14 protein-coding genes are annotated in these 21330 nt (G+C 71.5%); 10 read left to right on the top strand and 4 right to left on the bottom strand.

Features of this window, described 5'->3' with window-relative positions; translation table 11 throughout:
• Positions 1–14: 14 nt before the first annotated feature.
• On the bottom strand, positions 15–2486 hold the full coding sequence (locus tag ABIE67_RS36690) for a SpoIIE family protein phosphatase (RefSeq protein WP_370265857.1): 2472 nt from the start codon (positions 2484–2486) through the stop codon (positions 15–17).
• Positions 2487–2655: 169 nt separating this feature from the next.
• Between ABIE67_RS36690 and ABIE67_RS36685 the strand changes: the two genes are divergently transcribed.
• The 4 genes from ABIE67_RS36685 to ABIE67_RS36670 all read left to right on the top strand — a co-directional run bounded on the left by ABIE67_RS36685 (position 2656) and on the right by ABIE67_RS36670 (position 9872).
• Complete coding sequence (locus ABIE67_RS36685) at positions 2656–4746, top strand: SpoIIE family protein phosphatase (protein WP_370265856.1); 2091 nt, start codon at positions 2656–2658, stop codon at positions 4744–4746.
• Positions 4747–4815: 69 nt separating this feature from the next.
• Positions 4816–5595: an IclR family transcriptional regulator gene (locus ABIE67_RS36680; RefSeq protein WP_370265855.1), complete on the top strand. Its 780-nt coding sequence runs from the start codon at positions 4816–4818 to the stop codon at positions 5593–5595.
• A 106-nt stretch (positions 5596–5701) separates the two neighbouring features.
• The gene (locus ABIE67_RS36675) at positions 5702–6838 is read left to right on the top strand and encodes a PP2C family protein-serine/threonine phosphatase (protein ID WP_370265854.1); all 1137 of its coding nucleotides are present in this window, start codon (positions 5702–5704) and stop codon (positions 6836–6838) included.
• Positions 6839–7142: 304 nt separating this feature from the next.
• Complete coding sequence (locus tag ABIE67_RS36670) at positions 7143–9872, top strand: SpoIIE family protein phosphatase (RefSeq protein WP_370265853.1); 2730 nt, start codon at positions 7143–7145, stop codon at positions 9870–9872.
• Positions 9873–9932: 60 nt separating this feature from the next.
• On the opposite strand, the gene ABIE67_RS36665 is transcribed toward ABIE67_RS36670, so the two are convergent.
• The gene (locus tag ABIE67_RS36665) at positions 9933–11945 is read right to left on the bottom strand and encodes a flavin monoamine oxidase family protein (protein ID WP_370265852.1); all 2013 of its coding nucleotides are present in this window, start codon (positions 11943–11945) and stop codon (positions 9933–9935) included.
• 252 nt (positions 11946–12197) lie between these two features.
• On the opposite strand from ABIE67_RS36665, the gene ABIE67_RS36660 reads away from it, so the two are divergent.
• The 6 genes from ABIE67_RS36660 to ABIE67_RS36635 all read left to right on the top strand — a co-directional run bounded on the left by ABIE67_RS36660 (position 12198) and on the right by ABIE67_RS36635 (position 18427).
• The gene (locus tag ABIE67_RS36660; RefSeq protein ID WP_370265851.1) at positions 12198–13697 is read left to right on the top strand and encodes a family 43 glycosylhydrolase; all 1500 of its coding nucleotides are present in this window, start codon (positions 12198–12200) and stop codon (positions 13695–13697) included.
• 103 nt (positions 13698–13800) lie between these two features.
• Positions 13801–15222, top strand: a complete 1422-nt coding sequence (locus tag ABIE67_RS36655; protein ID WP_370269309.1) for a family 43 glycosylhydrolase — start codon at positions 13801–13803, stop codon at positions 15220–15222.
• 216 nt (positions 15223–15438) lie between these two features.
• Positions 15439–16050, top strand: a complete 612-nt coding sequence (locus ABIE67_RS36650; RefSeq protein WP_370265850.1) for a polysaccharide deacetylase family protein — start codon at positions 15439–15441, stop codon at positions 16048–16050.
• A 79-nt stretch (positions 16051–16129) separates the two neighbouring features.
• A complete protein-coding gene (locus tag ABIE67_RS36645) occupies positions 16130–16570 on the top strand; it encodes an SRPBCC family protein (RefSeq protein WP_370265848.1) in 441 nt (146 codons plus the stop codon).
• Positions 16571–16598: 28 nt separating this feature from the next.
• Positions 16599–17117 carry a hypothetical protein gene (locus ABIE67_RS36640; RefSeq protein ID WP_370265846.1) on the top strand — a complete coding sequence of 173 codons (519 nt, stop codon included), beginning with the start codon at positions 16599–16601 and terminating at the stop codon, positions 17115–17117.
• 35 nt (positions 17118–17152) lie between these two features.
• Positions 17153–18427, top strand: coding sequence for a lanthionine synthetase LanC family protein (locus tag ABIE67_RS36635; protein WP_370265845.1), 1275 nt, complete (start codon positions 17153–17155; stop codon positions 18425–18427).
• 28 nt (positions 18428–18455) lie between these two features.
• On the opposite strand, the gene ABIE67_RS36630 is transcribed toward ABIE67_RS36635, so the two are convergent.
• Together ABIE67_RS36630 and ABIE67_RS36625 are read right to left on the bottom strand one after the other, a co-directional pair.
• Positions 18456–19607 (bottom strand): XdhC family protein, encoded by a 1152-nt coding sequence (locus ABIE67_RS36630; RefSeq protein ID WP_370265844.1) that lies wholly within the window; start codon positions 19605–19607, stop codon positions 18456–18458.
• Positions 19608–19665: 58 nt separating this feature from the next.
• Positions 19666–21123 carry an NCS2 family permease gene (locus ABIE67_RS36625; RefSeq protein ID WP_370265843.1) on the bottom strand — a complete coding sequence of 486 codons (1458 nt, stop codon included), beginning with the start codon at positions 21121–21123 and terminating at the stop codon, positions 19666–19668.
• Positions 21124–21330: the final 207 nt, after the last annotated feature.

Below are 21330 nucleotides of genomic sequence, written 5' to 3'. Positions count from 1 at the left end.
TTCCGGATCTCCGGTCACGGAGTTTCCTGTTCGGCCCAGATGATCTTTCCGACGGCCGTGTAGCGGGCGCCCCAGCGGTGGGCGAGCTGGGCCACCAGGAACAGGCCGCGGCCGCCCTCGTCCATGCTGCGGGCGTGCCGCAGTCGGGGGGCGGTGCTGCTGGCGTCGGCGACCTCGCAGGTCAGGCGGGAGTCGCGGATCAGGCGTAGGCGGATGGGGGGTTCGGCGTAGCGGATGGCGTTGGTGACCAGCTCGCTCACGATCAGCTCGGTCGTCATGGCGAGTTCGCCGAAGCCCCAGGCCTCCACCTGGCGGGTCGCCCGGGCCCGGAGGTCGGCGACGGCGGCGGGGTCCACGGGGACCTCCCACGAGACGACGTGCTCGGCGCCCAGGGCGTGGGTGCGGGTCAGGAGGAGGGCGATGTCGTCGGGCTGCGGTACGGGCACGAGCCGCCGTACCGCCGACGAACAAAGGGTGTCGAGGTCGAAGTCCCGTCGGGACAGCAGGTCGCCGAGCCGGGACATGCCCCGCTCCATGTCGTGGTCGGCAGCCGCGACCAGACCGTCGGTGTAGAGACCGAGCAGGCTGTTCTCGGCCAGCTCGATCTCGGAGGTCTCGAACCCCATCCCGCCCAGCCCGAGCGGCGGCCCGGCAGGGGGTTCCGGGAAGGAGACCCGGCCGTCGGGCGCGACGACGACCGGGGGCGGGTGTCCGGCCCGGGCCACCGTGCAGCGTCTGGTGATCGGGTCGTAGACGGCGTAGAGGCAGGTCGCGCCCAGGAAGCCGGCCGTGCCCTGGTGGGCCGCCTCGGTCGGCTCCTCGCCCGTCTGCTCCTCGCTGAGGCGGAGCACCAGGTCGTCGAGGTGGGCCAGCAGTTCGTCGGGCGGCATCTCCATGTCGGCGAGGGTCTGTACGGCGGTGCGCAGCCGGCCCATGGTCGCCGCGGCGGTGATGCCGTGGCCCACCACGTCGCCCACGACCAGGCCCACCCGGGCGCCGGACAGCGGGATGACGTCGAACCAGTCGCCACCGACCCCGCCGGTCGGGTCCGCCGGCAGATAGGAGGAGGCCACCTCCAGCGCCGTCCCGCCGCTGAGGGCCTGGGGCAGCAGGCTGCGCTGCAGCGTGACCGCCGCCGTGTGTTCCCGGGTGTAGCGGCGGGCGTTGTCGACGCACAGCGCCGCTCGGGCGACCAGCTCCTGGGCGACCAGGACGTCGTCGGGCTGGAACGAGACGGGGTTGAGCGACCGGATGAACGTGGTCAGGCCCAGGGCGGTGTCGCGGGCCCGCATCGGCACGGAGATCAGGGAGTGCAGGCCGAACTCGCGCATGCTCGCCGCCCGCGCGGGCTGTTCGGTGGCCCACAGCTCGTCGGACGGGTCGAGGACCGGGATGAGGATCGGCCCGCCGTCGATGAGCAGATGCGCTCCGTGCGGCGGAGGAACGAAGTCCACCCGCTCCCCGACCCGCGCCACCGCCTCCGGGCAGCCCTCGCGCACCGAGCTCATGCCGGCCCGGCGCATCACCGGCTTGGCGGGCGCCGGCCCGGCGTCGGTCAGCCACGCGCCGTGCCCCTCGGTGCTGAGCACGGGCTCCAGCAGGTCCACGACGACGAAGTCCGCGAAGCGGGGAACGGCGAAGTCGGCGAGTTCCTGGGCCGTCCACAGCACGTCCAGCGTGGTGCCGATGCGCGTCCCGGCCTCGCTGACCAGCGACAACAGCTGGCGGGCGGTCCACCGCTCGGTGACGTCCGAGACCATGTAGCAGACGCCGGTGATCGAGTTGTCGGGGTCCACGAGGGGGAAGAAGGACGTGGAGTACGCGTGCTGCCGGTGCGGGTCGGCCCAACTCCATCCCACGTACTCGTAGTCGGTGACCGGGAGGCCGGTGTCCAGGACCTTGCGCATCAGGCCCTCGATGGTCTCCGCCTGCAGTCCGGGCAGCAGTTCGCTGAGCCGACGGCCGAGGCGCTGCTCGCGGGGGACGCCGCCGAAGCGTTCCAGGGTGTCGTTGAGCCAGACGTAGCGCAGCTGGGTGTCCATCACGGCCATGCCGACCGGTGAGCGGGTCAGGAAGCCGTCGAGGACGGACTGGCCCACCGTCCACTGCTGCCTCCGCTCCCGCCCCGAGATCAGAAAGCACTCGTCGGCTCCGATCCGGAAGGACGCGGAGACCCGCAGCTCCACGTCGATACGGCGGCCGTCACGGTGCCGTACCGGAATCAGGCCGCTCCACCCCATGCCGGCCCGGCAGCGCTCGGCGACATGGGCCACCCGGACCGGATCGCTCGGCATGGCCACCAGGGCCGCGGCGGGGGCGCCGACGATCTCCGTCGCCGGATGGCCGACGAGTTCCTCCGCGGCCCGGGTCCAGCCGAGGACGACACCGCGTGCGGACACCACGGCCGCCGCGTCGGTGGACGCGTCGAAGAGCGCGCTCGGTCCTGCGGACGTGGGCGCCTCCGGTCGTTCTCGCGCAGCATCCATGGGTCCTCACGCAGCGTCCATGGGTCCCGTCCTCTACACGACCATGTTCCTGCTTGTGCGTCCGATGTGCACGGGCCGAAAGCGCCCCGTGTCCGCCGCTGGGCAAGCCGGTGCGGGCGGAGGGAGCATGGAGGTGCCGGCCCTGGCGGCCGGTGGAGGAGGAGCCGGGATGACAGCTGGATCCTTCGGGTCCGACGGAGGCGGGTACGACCCGGAGCCGCCCCGCCCGACCGGGCTGCTCGATGTGCTGAGCGTGGCCGCGGTGGTCGTCGACGCCGCCGGGCGCGTGGTGTTCTGGACCCCGCAGGCCGAGGAGCTCTTCGGCTACACCGCCGAGGAGGCGCTCGGCACGCACGCGGCGCGGCTGTTCATCCACCCCGACCAGCTGCCGGCCGTGACGCAGCTGTTCACGGAGGTGCTGGAGACGGGCCGGAGCTGGGCCGGCACCTTCCCCGTGCGGCACAAGGACGGCAGCACCCGGCTGACCGAGTTCCGCAACATGCGGCTGCTGGACGATCTCGGTGACGTCTACGCCCTGGGCATCGCCGCCGACCACTCCCTGCTCCAGCGCGTCGAGACCGATCTGGCGCTGTGCGAGCGGCTGATCAGCCAGTCCCCGATCGGTTTCGCCCTGCTGGACCCGGACCTGCGCTATCTGCTGGTCAACCCGGCGCTGGAGCGGATCGACGCGACCCCGGCCGAGGACCACGTCGGCCGCCGGCTGCGGGAGACGCTGCCGCTGCCCGACATCGACACCATCGAGTCCGCCCTGCGCCAGGTGCTCACCACGGGCACCCCGCTGCTCGACCAGTACCACGTGGGCCGCCCGCCGGCCGACCCCGACAACGAGCACGCCTGGTCGCTGTCCTTCTACCGGCTGGAGGACCCCGGGGGGCGGGTCCTGGGCGCGGCCATCTCGTTCGTCGACGTCACCGAGCGGCACCGCGCGGCCGCCGAGGCCGACCGGGCCCGGCGGCGGCTGGCCCTGATCGCCGACGCCTCCACCCGCGTCGGCACCACGCTGGAGGTGGAGCGGACCGCTCGCGAACTGGCGGACGTCGCCACCCCCGAACTGGCCGACGTGGTCGCCGTGGACGTCCTGGACTCCGCGCTGGCCTGCCGTCGTATGCGCGAGCCGGACAACGGCCCGGAGCTGTTCCGTGCCCTCGCCCTCAAGGCGGCCTACCCGAGCGCGGCCCTGCGCGCGGCCGACCCGCCCGGTGACCTCGCCGCGTACGACGGCGACCGGCTGGTCACCCTGTGCGTGCACACCGCCCGGCCGGTCCTGGTGCGCCATGTCGGCGAGCGGGATCTGCCGCGCATCGCCCGGGACGACGAGGCCACGTCCCTGCTGGCCCGCGCGGGCGTCCACTCCTATCTCGCCGTGCCGTTGATCGCGCACGGCGAGGTGCTCGGCGCCCTCGACCTCAAGCGGACCCGCAATCCGGTGCCGTTCGACGAGGACGACGTCGTCCTGGCCACCGAGCTGGCCAGTCGGGCCGCCGTGGCCATCGACAACGCCCGCTGGTTCCAGAGCGTGCGCAACACCGCGCTCACCCTGCAGCGCAGCCTGCTGCCCGACCATCCCCCGCACCACACCGGTCTGGAGCTCGCCTCCCGCTACCAGCCCGCGCAGGCCACCAGCGAGGTCGGCGGCGACTGGTACGACGTCATCCCGCTGGACGACGACGCGACCGCCCTGGTCGTCGGCGACGTCATGGGCAACGGCATCGACGCCGCGGCCACCATGGGCCGGCTGCGCACCGCGACCTGCGCCTACGCGGACCTCAACCTCGATCCCGGCACCGTGCTCCAGCACCTGGACAAGATCACCTGCGATCTGGAGCACTACATCGTCACGTGCCTGTACGCGGTGTACGACCCCCGCACCCGGCTGTGTCACATCGCCAACGCCGGACACATGCCGCCCGCCCTGGCCCGCCCCGGCCGCCCGCCCGAACTGCTCGACCTGCCCACCGGTGCCCCGCTCGGCGTCGGCGGCATCCCCTTCCGGACCACCACGGTCGACCTCGGCCCCGGCGATCTGCTGGTCCTCTACACCGACGGCCTCGTCGAGACCAGGCACCACTCCATCGACGACCGCCTGGACGTCCTCCTGGGCTTCCTCGACGAACCCCGCAGGCCGCTCGAGGAGACCTGCGACCTCCTCCTGTACGGCCTGCGCCATCCCGACGACCACGACGACGTGGCGCTTCTCGTCGCACGGGTGCTGGAGGCGGGAGTCGGTCCCGTCCCGTAGGCCGAGGCGTTCCGTCGCGCCGGACGGGCCCGCCTTGCCCGCGCCGGGCGCCCGGGGCACGCTGTTCGTATGGGTGTCGAGACCGGCCCTACGCTCATCGGCTCCGTACAGCGCGCGTTCCGTCTGCTGGAGGCGATGAGCGCGCACGAGAACGGCGCGCCCGCGAAGCAACTGGCGCGGGAGACCGGCCTGCCCCTGGCCACGGCGTACCACCTGCTGCGGACGCTGGTCCACGACGGATACGTACGCAAGCTCGACGACGGCGGGTTCATCCTCGGCGAGCGGCTGGAGACGCTGCACACGTCGGGGCGAGCGCAGTCGCTGCTCAGCCGGATCCGCCCCACGCTCGCCGCGCTGCGGGACGAGTTGTCGTCCGCCGCGTACCTCACCTTCTACGAGGAGGGGGAGATCCGGGTCGCCGAGATCGTCGACGGCCCGCGCGCCCCCCGGGTCGATCTGTGGGTGGGATTCGAGGACGCCGGGCACGCCACGGCGCTCGGCAAGTCCGTCCTGCGCGAGCTGGACGAGGAGTCACGCAAGGACTACCTGTCCCGGCACGCGCTCCCCGACCTCACCCCCAGGACGATCACTGACCCTCCGGAGCTGATCCGGCGGCTCGACTCCTCGCCCCTGGCCCCGGCGGTCACGGACATGGAGGAGTACGCCCTCGGCACGGTCTGTGTCGCGGTGCCCGTCTACAGCGGCAACACCCTCGGTTCGCTCGGCGTCTCGCTGCGGGCCGGCCGGCGGTCCCGTATCGAGGAGACGCGCGCCCGCCTGGAGGAGGTCAGGGCACGCCTGCTCCCGACCGCGAGCCGCGTGACCAGGGGCCTGTCGCTCACTATCTGAAATCCGTGTCCTTGTCCTGTCCGGGGTCCGACCGGTTTTCTTATATAAATCGGACATTTCAAAGGGCGCATGCCCCCCGCTCACAGGTGAGGACAGCCGACAAGACATGAGCAAGGCCCCGCACCACGGTCCTGACCACTGGCCGAGGCGACTGGTCGCCACCACGCCCGTCCTGCCCATCCTGATCGTCGCCGCCATCGTGCTCGTCGATCTCATCTGTGGATCGGGGATGACCTGGCTGCCGCTCCTCGCCGTGGGTCCCGCGCTCGCCGCCACCACCAACGGGCCGCGCGGAGTCCTCTGGGTGGGACTGCTCGCCGCCGCCCTGGGCGCGATCCTCGGCATCCGCGACCAGGTCGGGGACCGCGACCTGGCCGTCGTGCTGGCCGCGGTGCTGGCCGTCACCCTGGCCGGGAGCCTGGCCAGCGCGCTGCGCGGGCGGCGCGAGCGGGTGCTCGCGGCGGTGCGTTCCGTCGCCGAGGCCGCCCAGCACGCGCTGCTCCAGCCCGTACCGGCGACGGTCGGGCCGTTCCAGGTGGCCGTCCGCTACAGCGCCGCCGCCGCGGAGGCCCGGATCGGCGGCGACCTCTACGCGCTGGTGTCCACGCCCTACGGCGTCAGGCTGATCGTCGGCGATGTGCGGGGCAAGGGGCTGCCCGCGGTGGGCACCGCGGCTCTGGTGCTGGGTGTCTTCCGGGAGGCCGCCTACGACGAGCCCGACCTCCTCGCCGTCGTGGCGCGGATCGAGCGGAGTCTGGCGCGCAACCTGGGCAACGACGACTTCGTGACCGCCGTGGTCGCCGGGTACCCCCGGGAAGGGCAGCTGGAGGTCGTCAACTGCGGGCACGCGCCGCCGCTGCTGGTGCGCGACTCCGTCGTCGTACCGGTCGAACCGGACCGCCCGGCACCGCCCCTGGGTCTGCGCACCCTCTCGGGCGAGAGCCCCGCGCTGCAGGTGCTGCCCTTCTGCGACGGGGACCAGTTGCTGCTCTACACAGACGGCGTCACCGAGGCCCGCGACCACGACCGTGAGTTCTATGCGCTCGCCGACGGGCTGGCGCGGCACACCTCCGACGAGCCGGTACGCACCGTCACCGCACTCCACGACGAACTGCTGGCCCATGTCGGCGGCCGGCTGCACGACGACGCGGCACTGCTGCTGCTCCGCATGCCGGACGCCGCCGTCCCGACCGCCCCCCGCGCGGCATCCGACGCCGGGCGCATCGGGTCGTGCTCACCGTAGGTCCGTCGGCCGCCCGCGGCATCGCCACGAGCGACTCCGTGAACCGGGTGGCCGACGACGGCAGCCGTCGGCCCGGGGCCGTCCGGACCTGAGCCTCGCGCCGCGGGAAGACCGGTGGTCGGCCCGGGCATGGCTCACGCCCTCGGCCCCGGCGTCCGATCGCCCGCGAGGGCCTCGTCCGGCGACCGGCTTCTTCCACGCACCGGGCCGTCCGCCGGCCGACCACGCCCCGCTTGTCCGCTCGTAGGGACCGTCCCCGGACAACAGCCGTGCCCGGCCCGGCAAACGGTGTTAGAAATGAGGCATGGCCGCAGTCCTCGGCCGCCTGCGGTCGCTGGTGAGCGCGCGTACCGTTGCCCGGCAGGTCTTCGTGCTGCAGGCGGCGATCGTCGTGCTTCTCGTCGTCGCCGCGGTGGTGGCCCTGGTACTGCAGGTGCGCACCGACACCGAGCGGGAGGCCCGCAACCGGTCCCTCGCCGTGGCCGAGGCCTTCGCGCACTCGCCGGGTGTCGTGGACGCCCTGGCGGACCCGGACCCGACCGTGCTGCTCCAGCCGCGTGCCGAGGCGGCGCGCGAGGCGACCGACGTGGACTTCATCGTCGTGATGAACACCGACGGGATCCGCTACACGCACCCCAACCCCGACCAGATCGGCAAGCACTTCGTCGGCACCATCGCACCGGCCGTGGCGGGCGGGATCGTGCGCGAGACGTACACCGGCACGCTGGGGCCGTCCGTGCGGGCCGTCGTCCCCGTCGAGGACGGCGACGGCCGGGTCGTCGGGCTGGTGGCCGCCGGTGTGACGCTGTCCAGCGTCGGCGGGATCGTGGACGACCAGCTGCCGATGCTGCTCGGCTCGGCGGCGGCCGTGCTCGCCCTCGCCACCGGCGGGACCGCGCTGGTCAGCCGGCGACTGCTGCGCCAGACGCACGGGCTGGGGCCGGTTGAGATGACCCGGATGTACGAGCATCACGACGCCGTCCTGCACGCCGTGCGGGAGGGCGTGCTGATCCTGGACGGCGAGGGGCGGCTGGCGCTGGCGAACGACGAGGCGCGCCGGCTGCTCGGGCTGGCCGCGGACGCGGAGGGTCGGCCGTGCCTCGCCCTGGGCATCGGCAGCGACCTCGCCGGGCTGTTCGCCTCCGGGCGGGACGCCACCGACGAGGTGCATCTGGCGCAGGGCCGGCTGCTGGCCGTGAGCCAGCGGGCGACCGACCGGGCCGGCGGGCCGCCCGGCAGCGTGGCGACACTGCGGGACACCACCGAGCTGCGGACCATGTCCGGCCGGGCGGACGTGGCACAGGAGCGGCTGAAGCTGCTGTACGACGCGGGGCTGGAGATCGGCACCACCCTCGATGTCACGCGCACCTCGCAGGAGCTGGCCGACTTCGCGGTGCCACGGTTCGCCGACTTCGTCTCCGTCGACCTGGCGGACCCGGTGCTGCGCGGCGAGGAGCCGAAGGAGGGGCGCACCGACATGCGCCGGGTCGCCTTCCGGGGCGTACGGGAGGGCAGCCCGCTCTACCCGATCGGCGAGCTGATCCACTTCGCCCCGACCACGCCGCAGGCCTTCGGCTTCGGCACGGGCGAGTCCGTGCTGGAGGCGGACATGCCCGCCTTCTCCGGCTGGCAGGACCAGGACCCCGAGAACGCCCACAGAATCGTGGGGTTCGGGATCCACGCGATGCTCACGGTCCCGCTGCGCGCCCGTGGCGTGATCATGGGCATGGCCACCTTCTGGCGGGCCGACCGGCCCGAGCCGTTCGAGGAGGAGGACGTCTCCCTCGCCGAGGAGCTGGTCGCGCGTGCCGCCGTCAGCATCGACAACGCCCGCCGCTACACCCGTGAGCACACCCTGTCGGTCACGCTCCAGCGCAGCCTGCTGCCCCGGGCCCTGCCCGACCAGAGCGGCCTCGACGTCGCCTACCGCTATCTGCCCGCGCAGGCGGCGCAGGGCGGGGTCGGCGGGGACTGGTTCGACGTCATCCCGCTGCCGGGCGCGCGGGTGGCGCTGGTCGTGGGGGACGTCGTGGGGCACGGGCTGCACGCGGCGGCGACGATGGGACGGCTCCGTACGGCGGTCCACAACTTCTCCACCCTGGACCTGCCGCCCGACGAACTCCTCGGCCATCTGGACGAGCTGGTGGCCCGCATCGACCAGGACGAGGGCGACGGCGAGGCCGCGCCGGTCACCGGGGCGACCTGTCTGTACGCCGTGTACGACCCGTCCTCCGGGCTGTGCACCCTCGCCCGCGCCGGCCACCTGGAACCGGCCGTCGTCCACCCCGACGGCGACGTCGAGTTCCCCTCGGTCACCGGCGGACCCCCGCTGGGGCTGGGCGGCAGTCTGCCCTTCGAGGCGACCGAGCTGCGGCTGTCCGAGGGCAGCGGACTGGTCCTGTACACGGACGGGCTGGTCGAGGACCACGGGCGGGACATCGACGAGGGCCTGGAGCTGCTGCGCGGGGCGCTCGCCGCGGCGCCGCCGACGCACGGCCGGACGCCGGAGGAGACGTGCAAGGCGGTGCTGGCGGCCCTGCTGCCGGAGCGGCCGCGCGACGACGTCGCCCTCGTCGTCGCCCGGACGCGGATGCTCGCCGCCGACCGCGCGGCGGCCTGGGACGTCCCGGACGACCCGTCGGCCGTGGCCCGGCTCCGCGCCGCCGCCGCCCGGACGCTGGACGCCTGGGGCCTGGAGGACGAGGCGTTCTCGACCGAGCTGATCCTCAGCGAGCTGGTCACCAACGCGCTGCGCCACGCCACCGGCCCCATCCGCGTCCGCCTCATCCGCGACCGCGCCCTGATCTGCGAGGTCTCCGACGGCAGCAGCACCGCCCCGCACCTGCGCAGCGCGGCCACGACGGACGAGGGCGGCCGGGGCCTGTTCCTGGTGTCCCAGTTCGCCGAGCGCTGGGGCACGCGGTACACGCCGGCCGGCAAGGTGATCTGGACGGAACAGCCGCTGGGGAAGGGACCGGCGGGATACGGCGGCTTGGCCGACGAACTCCTGGCCGGCCTGACGGACGAGCCGTGACGGGCCGGGTCCCCGGTGCGCCCGAGGGCCGGCCCGTACGCCGCGTCCCCGCACGGGGTCTCAGCCCCCGTGTGCCTCCAGCGCCGCCCGCACGCCCGACTCCAGGGCGCCCTCGATCCACGACGGCTTCACCGAGGTGTGGTCCCCGGCGAAGTACAGCGGCCCCTCGGAGGTGCGGATGGCTTCCAGCAGCTCCGTGTGCTGGCCGGGCAGGAGCACGGACGCCTCGCCGTACGCGTACGGGTCGCGCAGCCAGCTCTGGGTGCGCCCGGCGCCGGTGTAGAAGACCTCGACGCGCTGGCCGTAGACCTGTTGCAGGCCCCGCAGCGCGTGCGGGTAGCGGGCGTCCTCGTCGAGGGAGTCCCAGCGGGAGGCGTCGTCGGCCCAGCTGTAGGAGGCGAGGACGACGCCGCCCTTGCTGCCGTCGACCGGGTGGGAGGGGTTGATCATGAAGCGGTTGGAGTTGTCGGAGACCGACCCGCCGCCGATGATGTGCGCCGCCTCAGGCTGGTCGCGGGTGGCCCAGCGGTTGGCGGCGTAGTGGGCACGTTGGGCGTCGCTGATGTGGCCGTCCGGGACGGAGGGGTGGGCGCCGAGCAGGCTGCCGTCGGCGGGTGCCTTGCCCTTGCGGTAGTCGTCGTAGAGCCCGGGGCGTACGGCGTCGAGCTCCCGCTTCCAGTCGGCCTCGGTGAACTCCCACCAGCGCAGGCCGAACTCGAGCAGCACCTTGGTCGCGCTGTCGTAGTGCAGCTCGGCCACCGCGCGCCGCTTCTTGTACGACATCAGCGGGCTGATCTGCACCTGCCGCAGCCCCGAGAAGGGCACGGTGACGATCGCGAGGTCAGCGGTGAACTGCTCGCGCACGACCTTGCCGCCGCGTCCCTCGGAGACCGTGTCGATCCAGACGTGCGGGCCCTTGGCGCTGACGTGGGAGGTGTCGTCGGCGCCGGGCCGGCCGGGGGCCCAGTACTCGATGTGGGTCGCGCGCCGGTCCAGGCGCAGGACGTCGGCGACTTCCTTCAGCAGCGCGTCCGGAAGGGTCGCCGTGCCGCCGACCAGCTCCCAGAACGCGGTGTCCGGGCTGATCAGCGACTGGCTGATGAAGCTGTGGATGAAGGAGAGCGGCAGCCGTGAGGTGAGGTTCTCCAGGGTGCCGATCAGGTCGATGGTCCGCTCGTCGAAGCCCGCCTCCTCGGTCAGGAAGCGGTACATCGACCAGTCGCCGTACTTCTGCACGACCCGCGCCCAGCCCTTGACCCGCTCGGGCATCGGCTTGTCGACCCGCTTGCCGTCCGGGCCGACGGTGCTGAACTCGTCGCGTACGGGGTCCAGGGCGCGGCGCAGGATGGTCGAGGAGGGGGTGTCCCAGTGCTCGCGGGGGACGCCGAAGGAGCGGTTGATCCTGCGGGGCGCCTTCGCGTACTCGGAGCGGCGGACGCGGACGCCGTTGACGTGCAGCCAGGCGTTGTTGACGGGCTTGCCCTCGGCGTCGACGTCGACGAGGTGGAACCGGCGGCGTCTGACGCCGAGTTGGTCGATCAGCTGCATCACCAGCGGATGGCTGCCGGGGATGCGCATGGCGCCGGCCTCCGCGTACTGCGCGGGGTCGGCGAACACCTGGGCCGCCTGTTCGTGACCGCCGGTGCGGAAGGTCTTGATGCGGCCGCCGACGCGGTTGCCGTTGGCCTCGACGAGCGTGACCCGGTGCCCGGCCCGCTTCAGCAGCCAGGCGGCGAGCAGACCGGCGGGCCCGGCACCGACGACGAGGACTCTCTTCGCGGTCTTCGTCTTCGCCCGCGGCAGCCCGGAGTCGAGGATCTTCCGGTACGTCGGTACGAGCGGCCGGTCGTGCTCGTCGACCACCAGCAGGGCGCGGGCGACCGCGAGGCAGGTGTCCCAGTCGGCGGTGGAGCGCGGCCGGTGGGGGGCTTGGTGGGGGTCGGCGGGTGCGGCAGGTGCGGCGGCGGCCGCGGTCGGGGTCAACGCGGCCAGGGCGGCCGTCGTGGCGGACACGGTCGTGAACTGCCTACGGGAGAAGGGAGTTGAGCCGGTGGGCGCGCGGTGATGGTCCATGTGCCCTGGATACGGGGGCGGGAGACGGGCCGGTGGCCCGTCCCTCGTTTCATCACCTGAACGGGCAAGCGCATGATCACGCACCCGCGCCAGGCGTGCGTCCGCACGCGGGTTTGTAAAGCGCGTATGACGAAACCGTTGACGGGAGGATGGCCCACTTTTATCTTCTGATCCTCATCACGATCGAAATCACGAACTCCGTTCGAAATTACGAACCGATTTAACGGACAGGGACGGTCTCGTATGCCTCGGATGTCTCACCCGCCGCTCAGGAAACGCCGCAGATCACTGCTCCTGTGCGTGCTCGCCGCGTTGGTGGCCCTGGTGGCGACCACCCAGCCGGCGTCGGCAGCGGACGGCCGCCCGTACACGAACCCGCTGAAGTCGTCCAAGGGCGCCGACCCCTGGCTCCAGTACCACGACGGCAACTACTACCTGATCACCACGACGTTCACCGGCATCCTCGGCATCCGCAAGTCGCCGACCCTGGCGGGCCTGGCCACCGCGCCCAACGTGCAGGTGTACTCGGACGCCACGTCCACCCGGAACACCAACTTCTGGGCGCCGGAGATGCACCTCTTCAACGGCCACTGGTACGTGTACTACTCGGCCGGCCAGGCGGGCGTCGCCTGCTGCGACTCACAGCGCACGCACGTCCTGGAGAGCGCCGGCACCGACCCCATGGGCCCGTACACCTACAAGGGTTCGCTCACTGGGTCCAACCTCACGCCGGGCGGCTGGCTGATCGACGCGAGTGTGCTACAGGCCGACAACAAGCTGTACCTGCTGGGCAGCGGGTTCATCAACGGCAGTACGCAGAGCCTGGTCATCGCACCGCTGAGCAATCCGTACACCCTCGCCAGCAGCACCTTCACGGTCATCTCCAGTCCGACTCTGGACTGGGAGCGCTCCGGCAGCCCGGTCAACGAGGGCCCCGAGCCGCTCTACCGCAACGGCCGCACCTTCCTGACGTACTCCGCGAGTTCCTGCCAGACCGCCGACTACAAGCTCGGCCAACTGGAGCTGACCGGCTCCGACCCGCTGAACCCGGCGTCCTGGACGAAGAAGCAGACCCCCGTCTTCCAGCGCAGTGACGCGAACAGCGTCTACGGCCCCGGCCACAACGGCTTCTTCACCTCGCCCGACGGCACCGAGAACTGGATCGTCTACCACGCCAACTCCGCGTCCAACGGCGGCTGCGGCAACGGACGCACCACCCGCGCCCAGGAGTTCACCTGGAACGCCGACGGCACCCCGAACTTCGGCACCCCCGTCGCCCTCGGCACCACACTGCCCGGCCCGTCCGGCGAGACGGCGGCGACGCCCACGTCGTACACCCTCGTCAACCGCAACAGCGGCAAGTGCCTGGACGTCAACGGCGGCAACACCGCCGACGGCACCAACATCTTCCAGTGGAGCTGCACCGGCGGCGCCAACCAGAAGTGGAAGGTCGAGGACCTCGGCGACGACACCAACCGGCTGGTCAACGTCGCCACCGGCGAGGTGATGGACACCGCCGAGTGCTCCGCCACCGACGGCGCCGACATCCGGCAGTGGTCCTGGCTGAACAACAAGTGCCAGCGCTACCGGCTCGTCCTCACCGCGAGCGGCGACTACGTCCGGATCGTCAACGAGTCCACCGGCAAGGTCGCCGACGTGGCCGACTGCGGTACGGCGAACGGCGCCGACGTACGCCAGTGGACGTGGCTGAACAACAACTGCCAGCAGTGGAAGCTCGTCCCCACCACCTGATCAGGCCCCTGACCAATCCCCCTGACCACCCCTCTGACCACCCCTCTGATCACCCCCTCCGATCCGGAGAACTCCCTTGAGACGCATAGCCGTACGACTCCTCATGGCCGTCCTCGTCGCCCTGGCGGCCTGCCTCGCCGGGCCGGCGCCCGCCGCCCAGGCGGCCGTGCCCGCCTCCCCCGCCGTGACCTACACCAACCCGATCGCGGAGAAGCGGGCCGACCCGCACATCTTCAAACACACCGACGGTTACTACTACTTCACCGCGACCGTCCCCGAGTACGACCGCATCGTGCTGCGCCGGGCGACGACCATCCAGGGCCTGTCGACGGCCCAGGAGGTCACCATCTGGACCAAGCACACCAGCGGGGTCATGGGCGCGCACATCTGGGCGCCGGAGATCCACTTCATCGACGGCAAGTGGTACATCTACTTCGCCGCCGGCGCCACCAACGACATCTGGGCGATCCGGATGTACGTCCTGGAGGGCACCGGCGCCAACCCGCTGACCGCCACCTGGACGGAGAAGGGGCAGATCAAGACCCAGTGGGAGAGCTTCTCGCTGGACGCCACCACCTTCGTCGTGAACGGCGTGCGCTACCTGGCCTGGGCCCAGCGCGACCCGTCGGTGAACAACAACACGGACATCTACCTCGCGAAGATGGCCAACCCCTGGACCATCACCGGCACTCCGGTGATGCTGTCGCGGCCCACCTATTCCTGGGAGATCGTCGGCTACAAGGTCAACGAGGGTCCGGCGGTGATCCAGCACGGCGGCAAGGTGTTCATGTCGTACTCCGCCAGCGCCACCGACAGCAACTACTGCCTGGGGCTGCTGTCCGCCTCCGCGAGCGCCGACCTGCTCAACACGGCCAACTGGAGCAAGAGTCCCACGCCCGTGTTCACCAGCAACGCCGCGACCAGCCAGTACGGTCCGGGCCACAACTCCTTCACCGTCTCCGAGGACGGCAAGAGCGACATCCTCGTCTACCACGACCGCAGCTACAAGGACATCACCGGCGACCCGCTCAACGACCCCAACCGCCGCACCCGCGTCCAGAAGCTGTACTGGAAGGCCGACGGCACCCCCGACTTCGGCATCCCGGTGGCCGACGGAGTCACGCCGCAGCGCTTCTCGTCGTACAACTTCGCGGACCGTTTCATCCGGCACTGGGAGTACCGCGCCCGCATCGAGGCCAACGTGTCCCCGCTCGCGGACTCGCAGTTCCGCGTGGTCACCGGACTGACCGGCAGCGGCACGGTGTCGCTGGAGTCGGCCAACTTCCCCGGCTACTACCTGCGGCACAAGAACTTCGAGGTGTGGCTGGAGAAGAACGACGGCACGACGCAGTTCGCGGCCGACGCCAGCTTCTACAAGCGGGCGGGACTGGCCGACTCGGCGGGAATCTCGTACGAGTCGTCCAACTTCCCCGGGCGCTACATCCGGCACTACGACTACCTGCTCCAGGTGCAGGTCCCGAGTACGGCGACGGACCGGGGGGACGCCACATTCTACGCCCAGTGACCCAGTAAAACCCCAGGTCAACAACTATAAATACCGCGTATAAATGCCGTTTATACTCGCCATGTATAGTCGCGGCATGCCTTCTCTGACCAAGAAGATGAAAAGAACGGGGGCCGGGTTGCGTGCCGTCGCCGTCTCGGCGGCGGCCGCTTCCCTGCTGGGGGGGCACTCACGGGATGCGACTGCCGCCAGGCGAACGGAGCGGAGTCGGAGTGAATGGGGGGGTGCCCCCTCCGGGGGAGCATAGCGCTGACCTTCGACGCCGGGCCGAGCGAACACTCCGCCCGGCTGCTCGACATCCTGAAGGAGAAGCAGATCCCGGCGACCTTCTTCCTCATGGGCAAAGGGCACATCGACAAGTACCCGCAACTGGTGAAGCGGAGGGCCGACGAGGGCCACGAGGTCGCCAACCACACCTGGAACCACGACCGGCTCACCGAGCTGGAGCCCCAGGAGATCCGCGAGGAACTGGAGCGCCCCAACAAGGAGATAGAGCGCCTGATCGGCAAGCGTCCGACGCTGATGCGGCCGCCCCAGGGCCGTACGCACGACACGGTGCACGAGATCTGCCGCGAGCTGGGGATGGCGGAGGCCCTGTGGAGCGTCACCGCCAAGGACTACCTGACCAAGGACCCCGACCTCATCCACCAGCGCGTCCTCGCGCAGGCGGACCGCGACGGCATCATCCTGCTGCACGACCTCTACGACGGGACCGTGCCGGCGGTGCCCGGGATCATCGACGCGCTGAAGCAACGGGGCTATGTGTTCGTGACCGTGCCGCAACTGCTGGCGCCGGGGCGGGCCGAGGCCGGTGAGGTGTACCGGTAGGGCCGTCCGGTCCGCCGCGCGTGCACGCCCACGTATACGACCGCGCCGATGACCAGCCCTGATTCCTTAAGATCGTCCCGTGGTCACCTTCCTGCTCGAACGCACGGTTCCGCTCCCCCTCGACGAGGCGTGGCGCCGTCTGACGGAGTGGCCCCGCCATGCCCGGGCCGTACCCCTGACCCGGATCAGGGTCACGCCCGCCGCACCGACCCGTGAGGGCACCCTCGTCGTCGCCCGCTCCGGAATCGGCCCCCTCTCCTTCGCCGACCCGATGGAGGTGACGGTGTGGCAGCCGCCCGGAGACGACTCGCCGGGTCTGTGCAGGCTGGAGAAGCGGGGCCGGGTGGTCACGGGCTGGGCCGAGATCGAGGTACGGCCCGGGCCCGGCGGACGCGCGCGGGTGGTGTGGCGGGAGGAGCTCGGGGTGCGGTTCGTGCCGGGGGGCTTGGACGGCGTCGTGGAGCGTACGGCGCGGTACGTGTTCGGGCGCGCGGTGAACCGGCTGCTGCGCAGCGCCTGACCGGCCGATGTCAGTGCCCTCTCCTAGAGTGACCCCGACAGTACGGATCTCGCTCGGGGAGGGCGCGTTGGGGGCCAGCGGCTGGGAGTACATCACCGCGAACAAGGGCGGCGTCGAGGAGTCCTTGGCCGTACTGCACGAAGAGGTCTTCGAAGAGCTGTACGGCCGCGACGACGACTACGGGTCGGTCGAGGAGCTGTGGGCCGACGAGGAGTTCATGGGTGAGGAGGGAACTCACTCGATCCTCGACATCCAGCGGGTCGTCCACACGAGCGCCGCTCCGTCGACGCACGCCGTCGAGGATTACGGGACCCTGCGTCCCATGGCGCCCGACCGGATCCTGCACCACTTCGGCGCCGACCGGCCGACACCCGAACGGTTCCAGGAACTGCTCGACGAGTCGTACGCGGCCATGGACCGCCCGCCGCACGACAGGGGCGGGACACTCCTCGACGAGTGCCGAATGCGGTGGACCGGTCTGTGCGTCGTGCTGTACACCGGCGAGGAGCCGAGCCATCTGGGGATCTTCGGCTACTGGGGCGACTGAACGACGCCACATGGACGGAAGCGGGGGCAAGGGACGTGACACCCAACAAGGTCGAGACGCCGACTGTCGACGAGGTCGAGGCGCTGGCCGTGGACGGGCTGCGGTGGCTGCTGGCCGGCGCGCGGGACGCCGGGGAGGACGGCGGCATCGGCTGGCCCGTCAGGCCCTCCGACGACGAGCTCGAACCCATGCTCTACAACGGCACGGCCGGAATCATCCCGGTCCTCCTGGAAGCATGGCGGCACTTCGACGACGACTCCTACGCGGACGCCGCCCTGCGCGCCGTACGCGGGCTGGCGGAGTCCGTCGAGCGCGTGGAGGACGACTCGCTCTACTTCGGCCGCACCGGAACGGCCCTCGTGCTGCGTGCCGTTCACGACGACCTGCGCGACGCGGCCGCTGGAGCCGCCAGCGACCGTGCCCTGGAGTTGGTGCGGGCGCGCTTCGACGGAACGCGCTGGAGTGAATGGTTCGACCTGATGGGCGGGAACGCGGGGATCGGCCTGGGCGCGCTCATTGCCGGGGCTGAGGACCTGGCGGTCCGAGCGGTGGAGCCGTATGCCCGCACGGCCGAGGAGACCGCGGCCGGGGTCCACTGGGCCTGGGTGGACCGACCGGACGCGGTCGCCCGCATGCACCACATGTCGCACGGCACGCTCGGCGTCGTGTACGGGCTCGCCGCCGTCGGTCACGCGACCGGCCGCACGGACCTGGTGGACCTCGCTCTCGCCGGTGCCGCAGACGTGGTCGCCCGCGACGAGGCCGGCCCCGACGGTTTCCTCGTTCCCCACTCCGACCCGTGGGACCGCCCCCGCGACGTCGTCGAGCGGTACAACTACGGCTGGTGCCACGGCCCCACCGGCGACGCCCAGGTCTTCCGCCTGCTACGGGACCTCACCGCCGACCCCACCTGGTCGGCCCTCGCCGACCGCTGCTGGCACACCGTCACCCACTCCGGGCTGCCCGAGCGGCTGCGCCCCGGCTTCTGGGACAACAACGGCCGTTGCTGCGGCACGGCGGGCGTCCTGGCCCTCGCCTGTGACCGCATCGCCGAGCAGGGCGACTCCCCCGAGTTCGCCCAGCTCCTCGTCACCGACATCGCCGCCCGCGCCACCCGCGACGCGGAGGGCGCCCGCTGGTCGAACGTCGAGCACCGGGCCGACCCGAGCGCCCTCGAACCGGAGACCGGGTGGGCGATGGGCAACGCGGGCATCGTGCGGGAACTGCTGCGCTTCGTACGGGTCGTGCGGGGCGGCGAGCCGGACTACGCGTTCACCTGGCCGGACCAGCCGACCGTGCGCCGCCGCTAGCCGGGCGATCGCGTGGGCTCGGGCCGGCTCACGCCACCGACCCGATCCGCCCCACCGCCGAAGACGACGCGTCATGGTGGATCGGGGTATGCGCGCCGGTGAGGGAAACCCCGCTGCCGCCCCGCCGGTCGGCGACGATCTCCGAGGCGATCGACAGGGCCGTCTCCTCGGGCGTACGGGCGCCGAGGTCCAGCCCGATGGGGGACCGCAGCCGCGCCAGCTCCAGCTCGGTCACGCCGACTTCGCGCAGCCTCTCGTTGCGGTCCAGGTGGGTGCGGCGGGAGCCCATCGCGCCGACGTACGCGACCGGCAGACGCAGCGCGAGCTGGAGCAGGGGTACGTCGAACTTGGCGTCGTGGGTGAGGACGCACAGGACCGTCCGGGCGTCGACGGACGTCCGCTCCAGGTACTTGTGCGGCCACTCGACGACGATCTCGTCCGCCTCCGGGAAGCGGGCCTTCGTCGCGAAGACCGGGCGGGCGTCGCACACGGTCACGCGGTAGTTCAGGAACTTGCCGATGCGCACCAGCGCCGACGCGAAGTCGATCGCGCCGAAGACGATCATCCGGGGCGCCGGGACCGAGGACTCGACCAGCACCGTGAGCGGGGCCCCGCAGCGCGAGCCCTGTTCGCCGATCTCCAGGGTGCCGGTGCGGCCCGCGTCGAGGAAGGCGCCCGCCTCCGCCGCGACCGTGCGGTCCAGTTCGGGGTGGGCACCGAAGCCGCCCTCCGGGGAGCCGTCGGGGCGGACCAGCAGGGCGCGGCCCTTCAGCTCGTCCGGCCCCGACACGATCCGTGCCACCGCCGCCGCCTCCCCGCTCGCGGCCGCCCGCAGCGCGGCCGCGAGAACCGGGCGGGACGGGTCGGCGGCCCGTACCGGCGTGACCAGGATGTCGATGACGCCTCCGCAGGTCAGACCGACCGCGAAGGCGTCCTCGTCGCTGTAGCCGAAGCGCTCCAGGACCGTCTCGCCGTCCTGCAGCGCCTGCTGGCACAGCTCGTAGACCGCGCCCTCCACACAGCCGCCGGAGACCGACCCGATCGCCGTACCGTCGGCGTCCACCGCGAGCGCGGCGCCGGGCTGGCGGGGTGCGCTGCCGCCGACCGCCACCACGGTGGCCACGGCGAAGTCGCGTCCCTGCTCGACCCACCGGTGCAGCTCTTCGGCGATGTCCAGCATCTGTCGGTCTCCTAACAGCGGTTGTGCGGAGGGCGGTTCACACTGACCGGCGCACCGGCTAGTGCACGCCCATCCAGCTCTCAATGGGATTGAGGGCGAAATAGACCAGGAAGATCCCTGTCAGGGCCCACATGAACGCCCCGATCTCCCGTGCCTTGCCCTGAGCGATCTTGATGGCGACGTACGAGATGACGCCGGCCGCGACACCGGCCGTGATCGAGTACGTGAACGGCATGATCACGACGGTGAGGAACACCGGGATCGCGGTGGCCCGGTCGGACCAGTCCACGTGCCGCGCGTTCATCATCATCATGGCGCCGATCACCACCAGGGCAGCGGCCGCCACCTCGCCCGGCACGATCGCCGTGAGCGGCGTGAAGAACAGACAGGCCGCGAAGAACAGGCCGGTGACGACCGAGGAGAGACCCGTACGGGCCCCCTCGCCCACACCGGTCGCCGACTCGACGAACACCGTCTGGCCGGACGCGCCGGACACACCGCCGATCGCACCGCCCGCACCGTCGATGAACAGCGCCTTGGACAGGCCCGGCATCCGGCCCTTGTCGTCGGCGAGCTTGGCCTCGGTGCCGACGCCGATGATCGTCGCCATCGCGTCGAAGAACCCGGCGAGCACGAGCGTGAAGACGATCATGCCGACCGTCATCGCGCCGACCTCGCCCCAGCCGCCGAACTCGACGTTGCCGAAGATCGAGAAGTCCGGCATGGAGACGGCACTGCCGTGCAGTTCGGGAGCGCCGCTGGCCCACTGCTTGGGGTCGATGACGTCGAAGGCGTTGAGGACGAGCGCCAGGACGGTGCCGCCGACGATGCCGATCAGGATCGCGCCGGGTATGCCGCGGGCCTGGAGCATGAAGATCGCGAGGAGGGTGACGGCGAAGAGCAGCACCGGCCAGCCGGCCAGTTCACCGGCCGGGCCGAGGGTGACCGGGGTCGCCTCGCCCTGGTGCACGAAGCCGGCCTTGTAGAAGCCGATGAGGGCGACGAACAGGCCGATGCCCATGGTGATCGCGTGCTTCAGCGCGAGCGGGATCGCGTTCATGATCATCTCACGCAGGCCGGTGACGACCAGCAGCATGATGACCACGCCGTACATCACACACATGCCCATGGCCTGCGGCCAGGTCATCTGCGGGGCGACCTGCGAGGCGAGGACGCCGGAGACGGAGAGGCCGGCGGCGAGGGCCAGCGGCACCTTGCCGAAGAAGCCCATCAGCAGCGTGGTGAAGGCCGCCGCGAACGCGGTCGCGGTGATCAGCGCCTTCTGGGCGAGCGTGTCCCCTGCCGCGTCCTTGCCGGACAGGATCAAAGGATTGAGCAGGAGGATGTACGCCATCGCCATGAAGGTGGTGACGCCGCCGCGCACCTCGCGCGCGACCGTCGATCCTCGGTGGGATATGTGGAAGTACCGATCGAGCCACGACCTGCCGGCCGGGACGCGGGTTCCTTCACCCGCGTCTTCGGCCGACGTCGTCGGCTCCAGTGACTGCTGGGTCATGTGGGGCCTACTCCCAAGGTTCAAAGGGGCACCCGCGTCGACCGCCCTGACGGTCGGCCAACCACGCATGTGGCGCGGGATTTGGGAAGGTGCTTCGGCCGCACGACCCGGGGGACGGCCCGAGACGAACGAACAGGATCTGTGGAGCTGTACTGCGGGGGAGTCAAGTTCCGCGAGCAGTGCGGTACTTGGTTCCTCCGGGCGGCG

The sequence above is a fragment of the Streptomyces sp. V4I8 genome (genome assembly GCF_041261225.1).
GTDB lineage: Bacteria > Actinomycetota > Actinomycetes > Streptomycetales > Streptomycetaceae > Streptomyces.
This window is presented reverse-complemented; position numbering and strand designations above follow the sequence as displayed.

What these genes read in the sequence shown, in the direction of transcription:
- ABIE67_RS36675 (WP_370265854.1), top strand. Translation starts at nt 5,702, where the DNA reads ATGAGCAAGGCCCCGCACCACGGTCCTGACCACTGGCCGAGGCGACTG.
- ABIE67_RS36680 (WP_370265855.1), top strand. Translation starts at nt 4,816, where the DNA reads ATGGGTGTCGAGACCGGCCCTACGCTCATCGGCTCCGTACAGCGCGCG.
- ABIE67_RS36650 (WP_370265850.1), top strand. Translation starts at nt 15,439, where the DNA reads ATGGGGGGGTGCCCCCTCCGGGGGAGCATAGCGCTGACCTTCGACGCC.
- ABIE67_RS36660 (WP_370265851.1), top strand. Translation starts at nt 12,198, where the DNA reads ATGTCTCACCCGCCGCTCAGGAAACGCCGCAGATCACTGCTCCTGTGC.
- ABIE67_RS36690 (WP_370265857.1), bottom strand. Translation starts at nt 2,486, where the DNA reads ATGGATGCTGCGCGAGAACGACCGGAGGCGCCCACGTCCGCAGGACCG.
- ABIE67_RS36630 (WP_370265844.1), bottom strand. Translation starts at nt 19,607, where the DNA reads ATGCTGGACATCGCCGAAGAGCTGCACCGGTGGGTCGAGCAGGGACGC.
- ABIE67_RS36665 (WP_370265852.1), bottom strand. Translation starts at nt 11,945, where the DNA reads ATGGACCATCACCGCGCGCCCACCGGCTCAACTCCCTTCTCCCGTAGG.
- ABIE67_RS36670 (WP_370265853.1), top strand. Translation starts at nt 7,143, where the DNA reads ATGGCCGCAGTCCTCGGCCGCCTGCGGTCGCTGGTGAGCGCGCGTACC.
- ABIE67_RS36685 (WP_370265856.1), top strand. Translation starts at nt 2,656, where the DNA reads ATGACAGCTGGATCCTTCGGGTCCGACGGAGGCGGGTACGACCCGGAG.
- ABIE67_RS36655 (WP_370269309.1), top strand. Translation starts at nt 13,801, where the DNA reads ATGGCCGTCCTCGTCGCCCTGGCGGCCTGCCTCGCCGGGCCGGCGCCC.
- ABIE67_RS36625 (WP_370265843.1), bottom strand. Translation starts at nt 21,123, where the DNA reads ATGACCCAGCAGTCACTGGAGCCGACGACGTCGGCCGAAGACGCGGGT.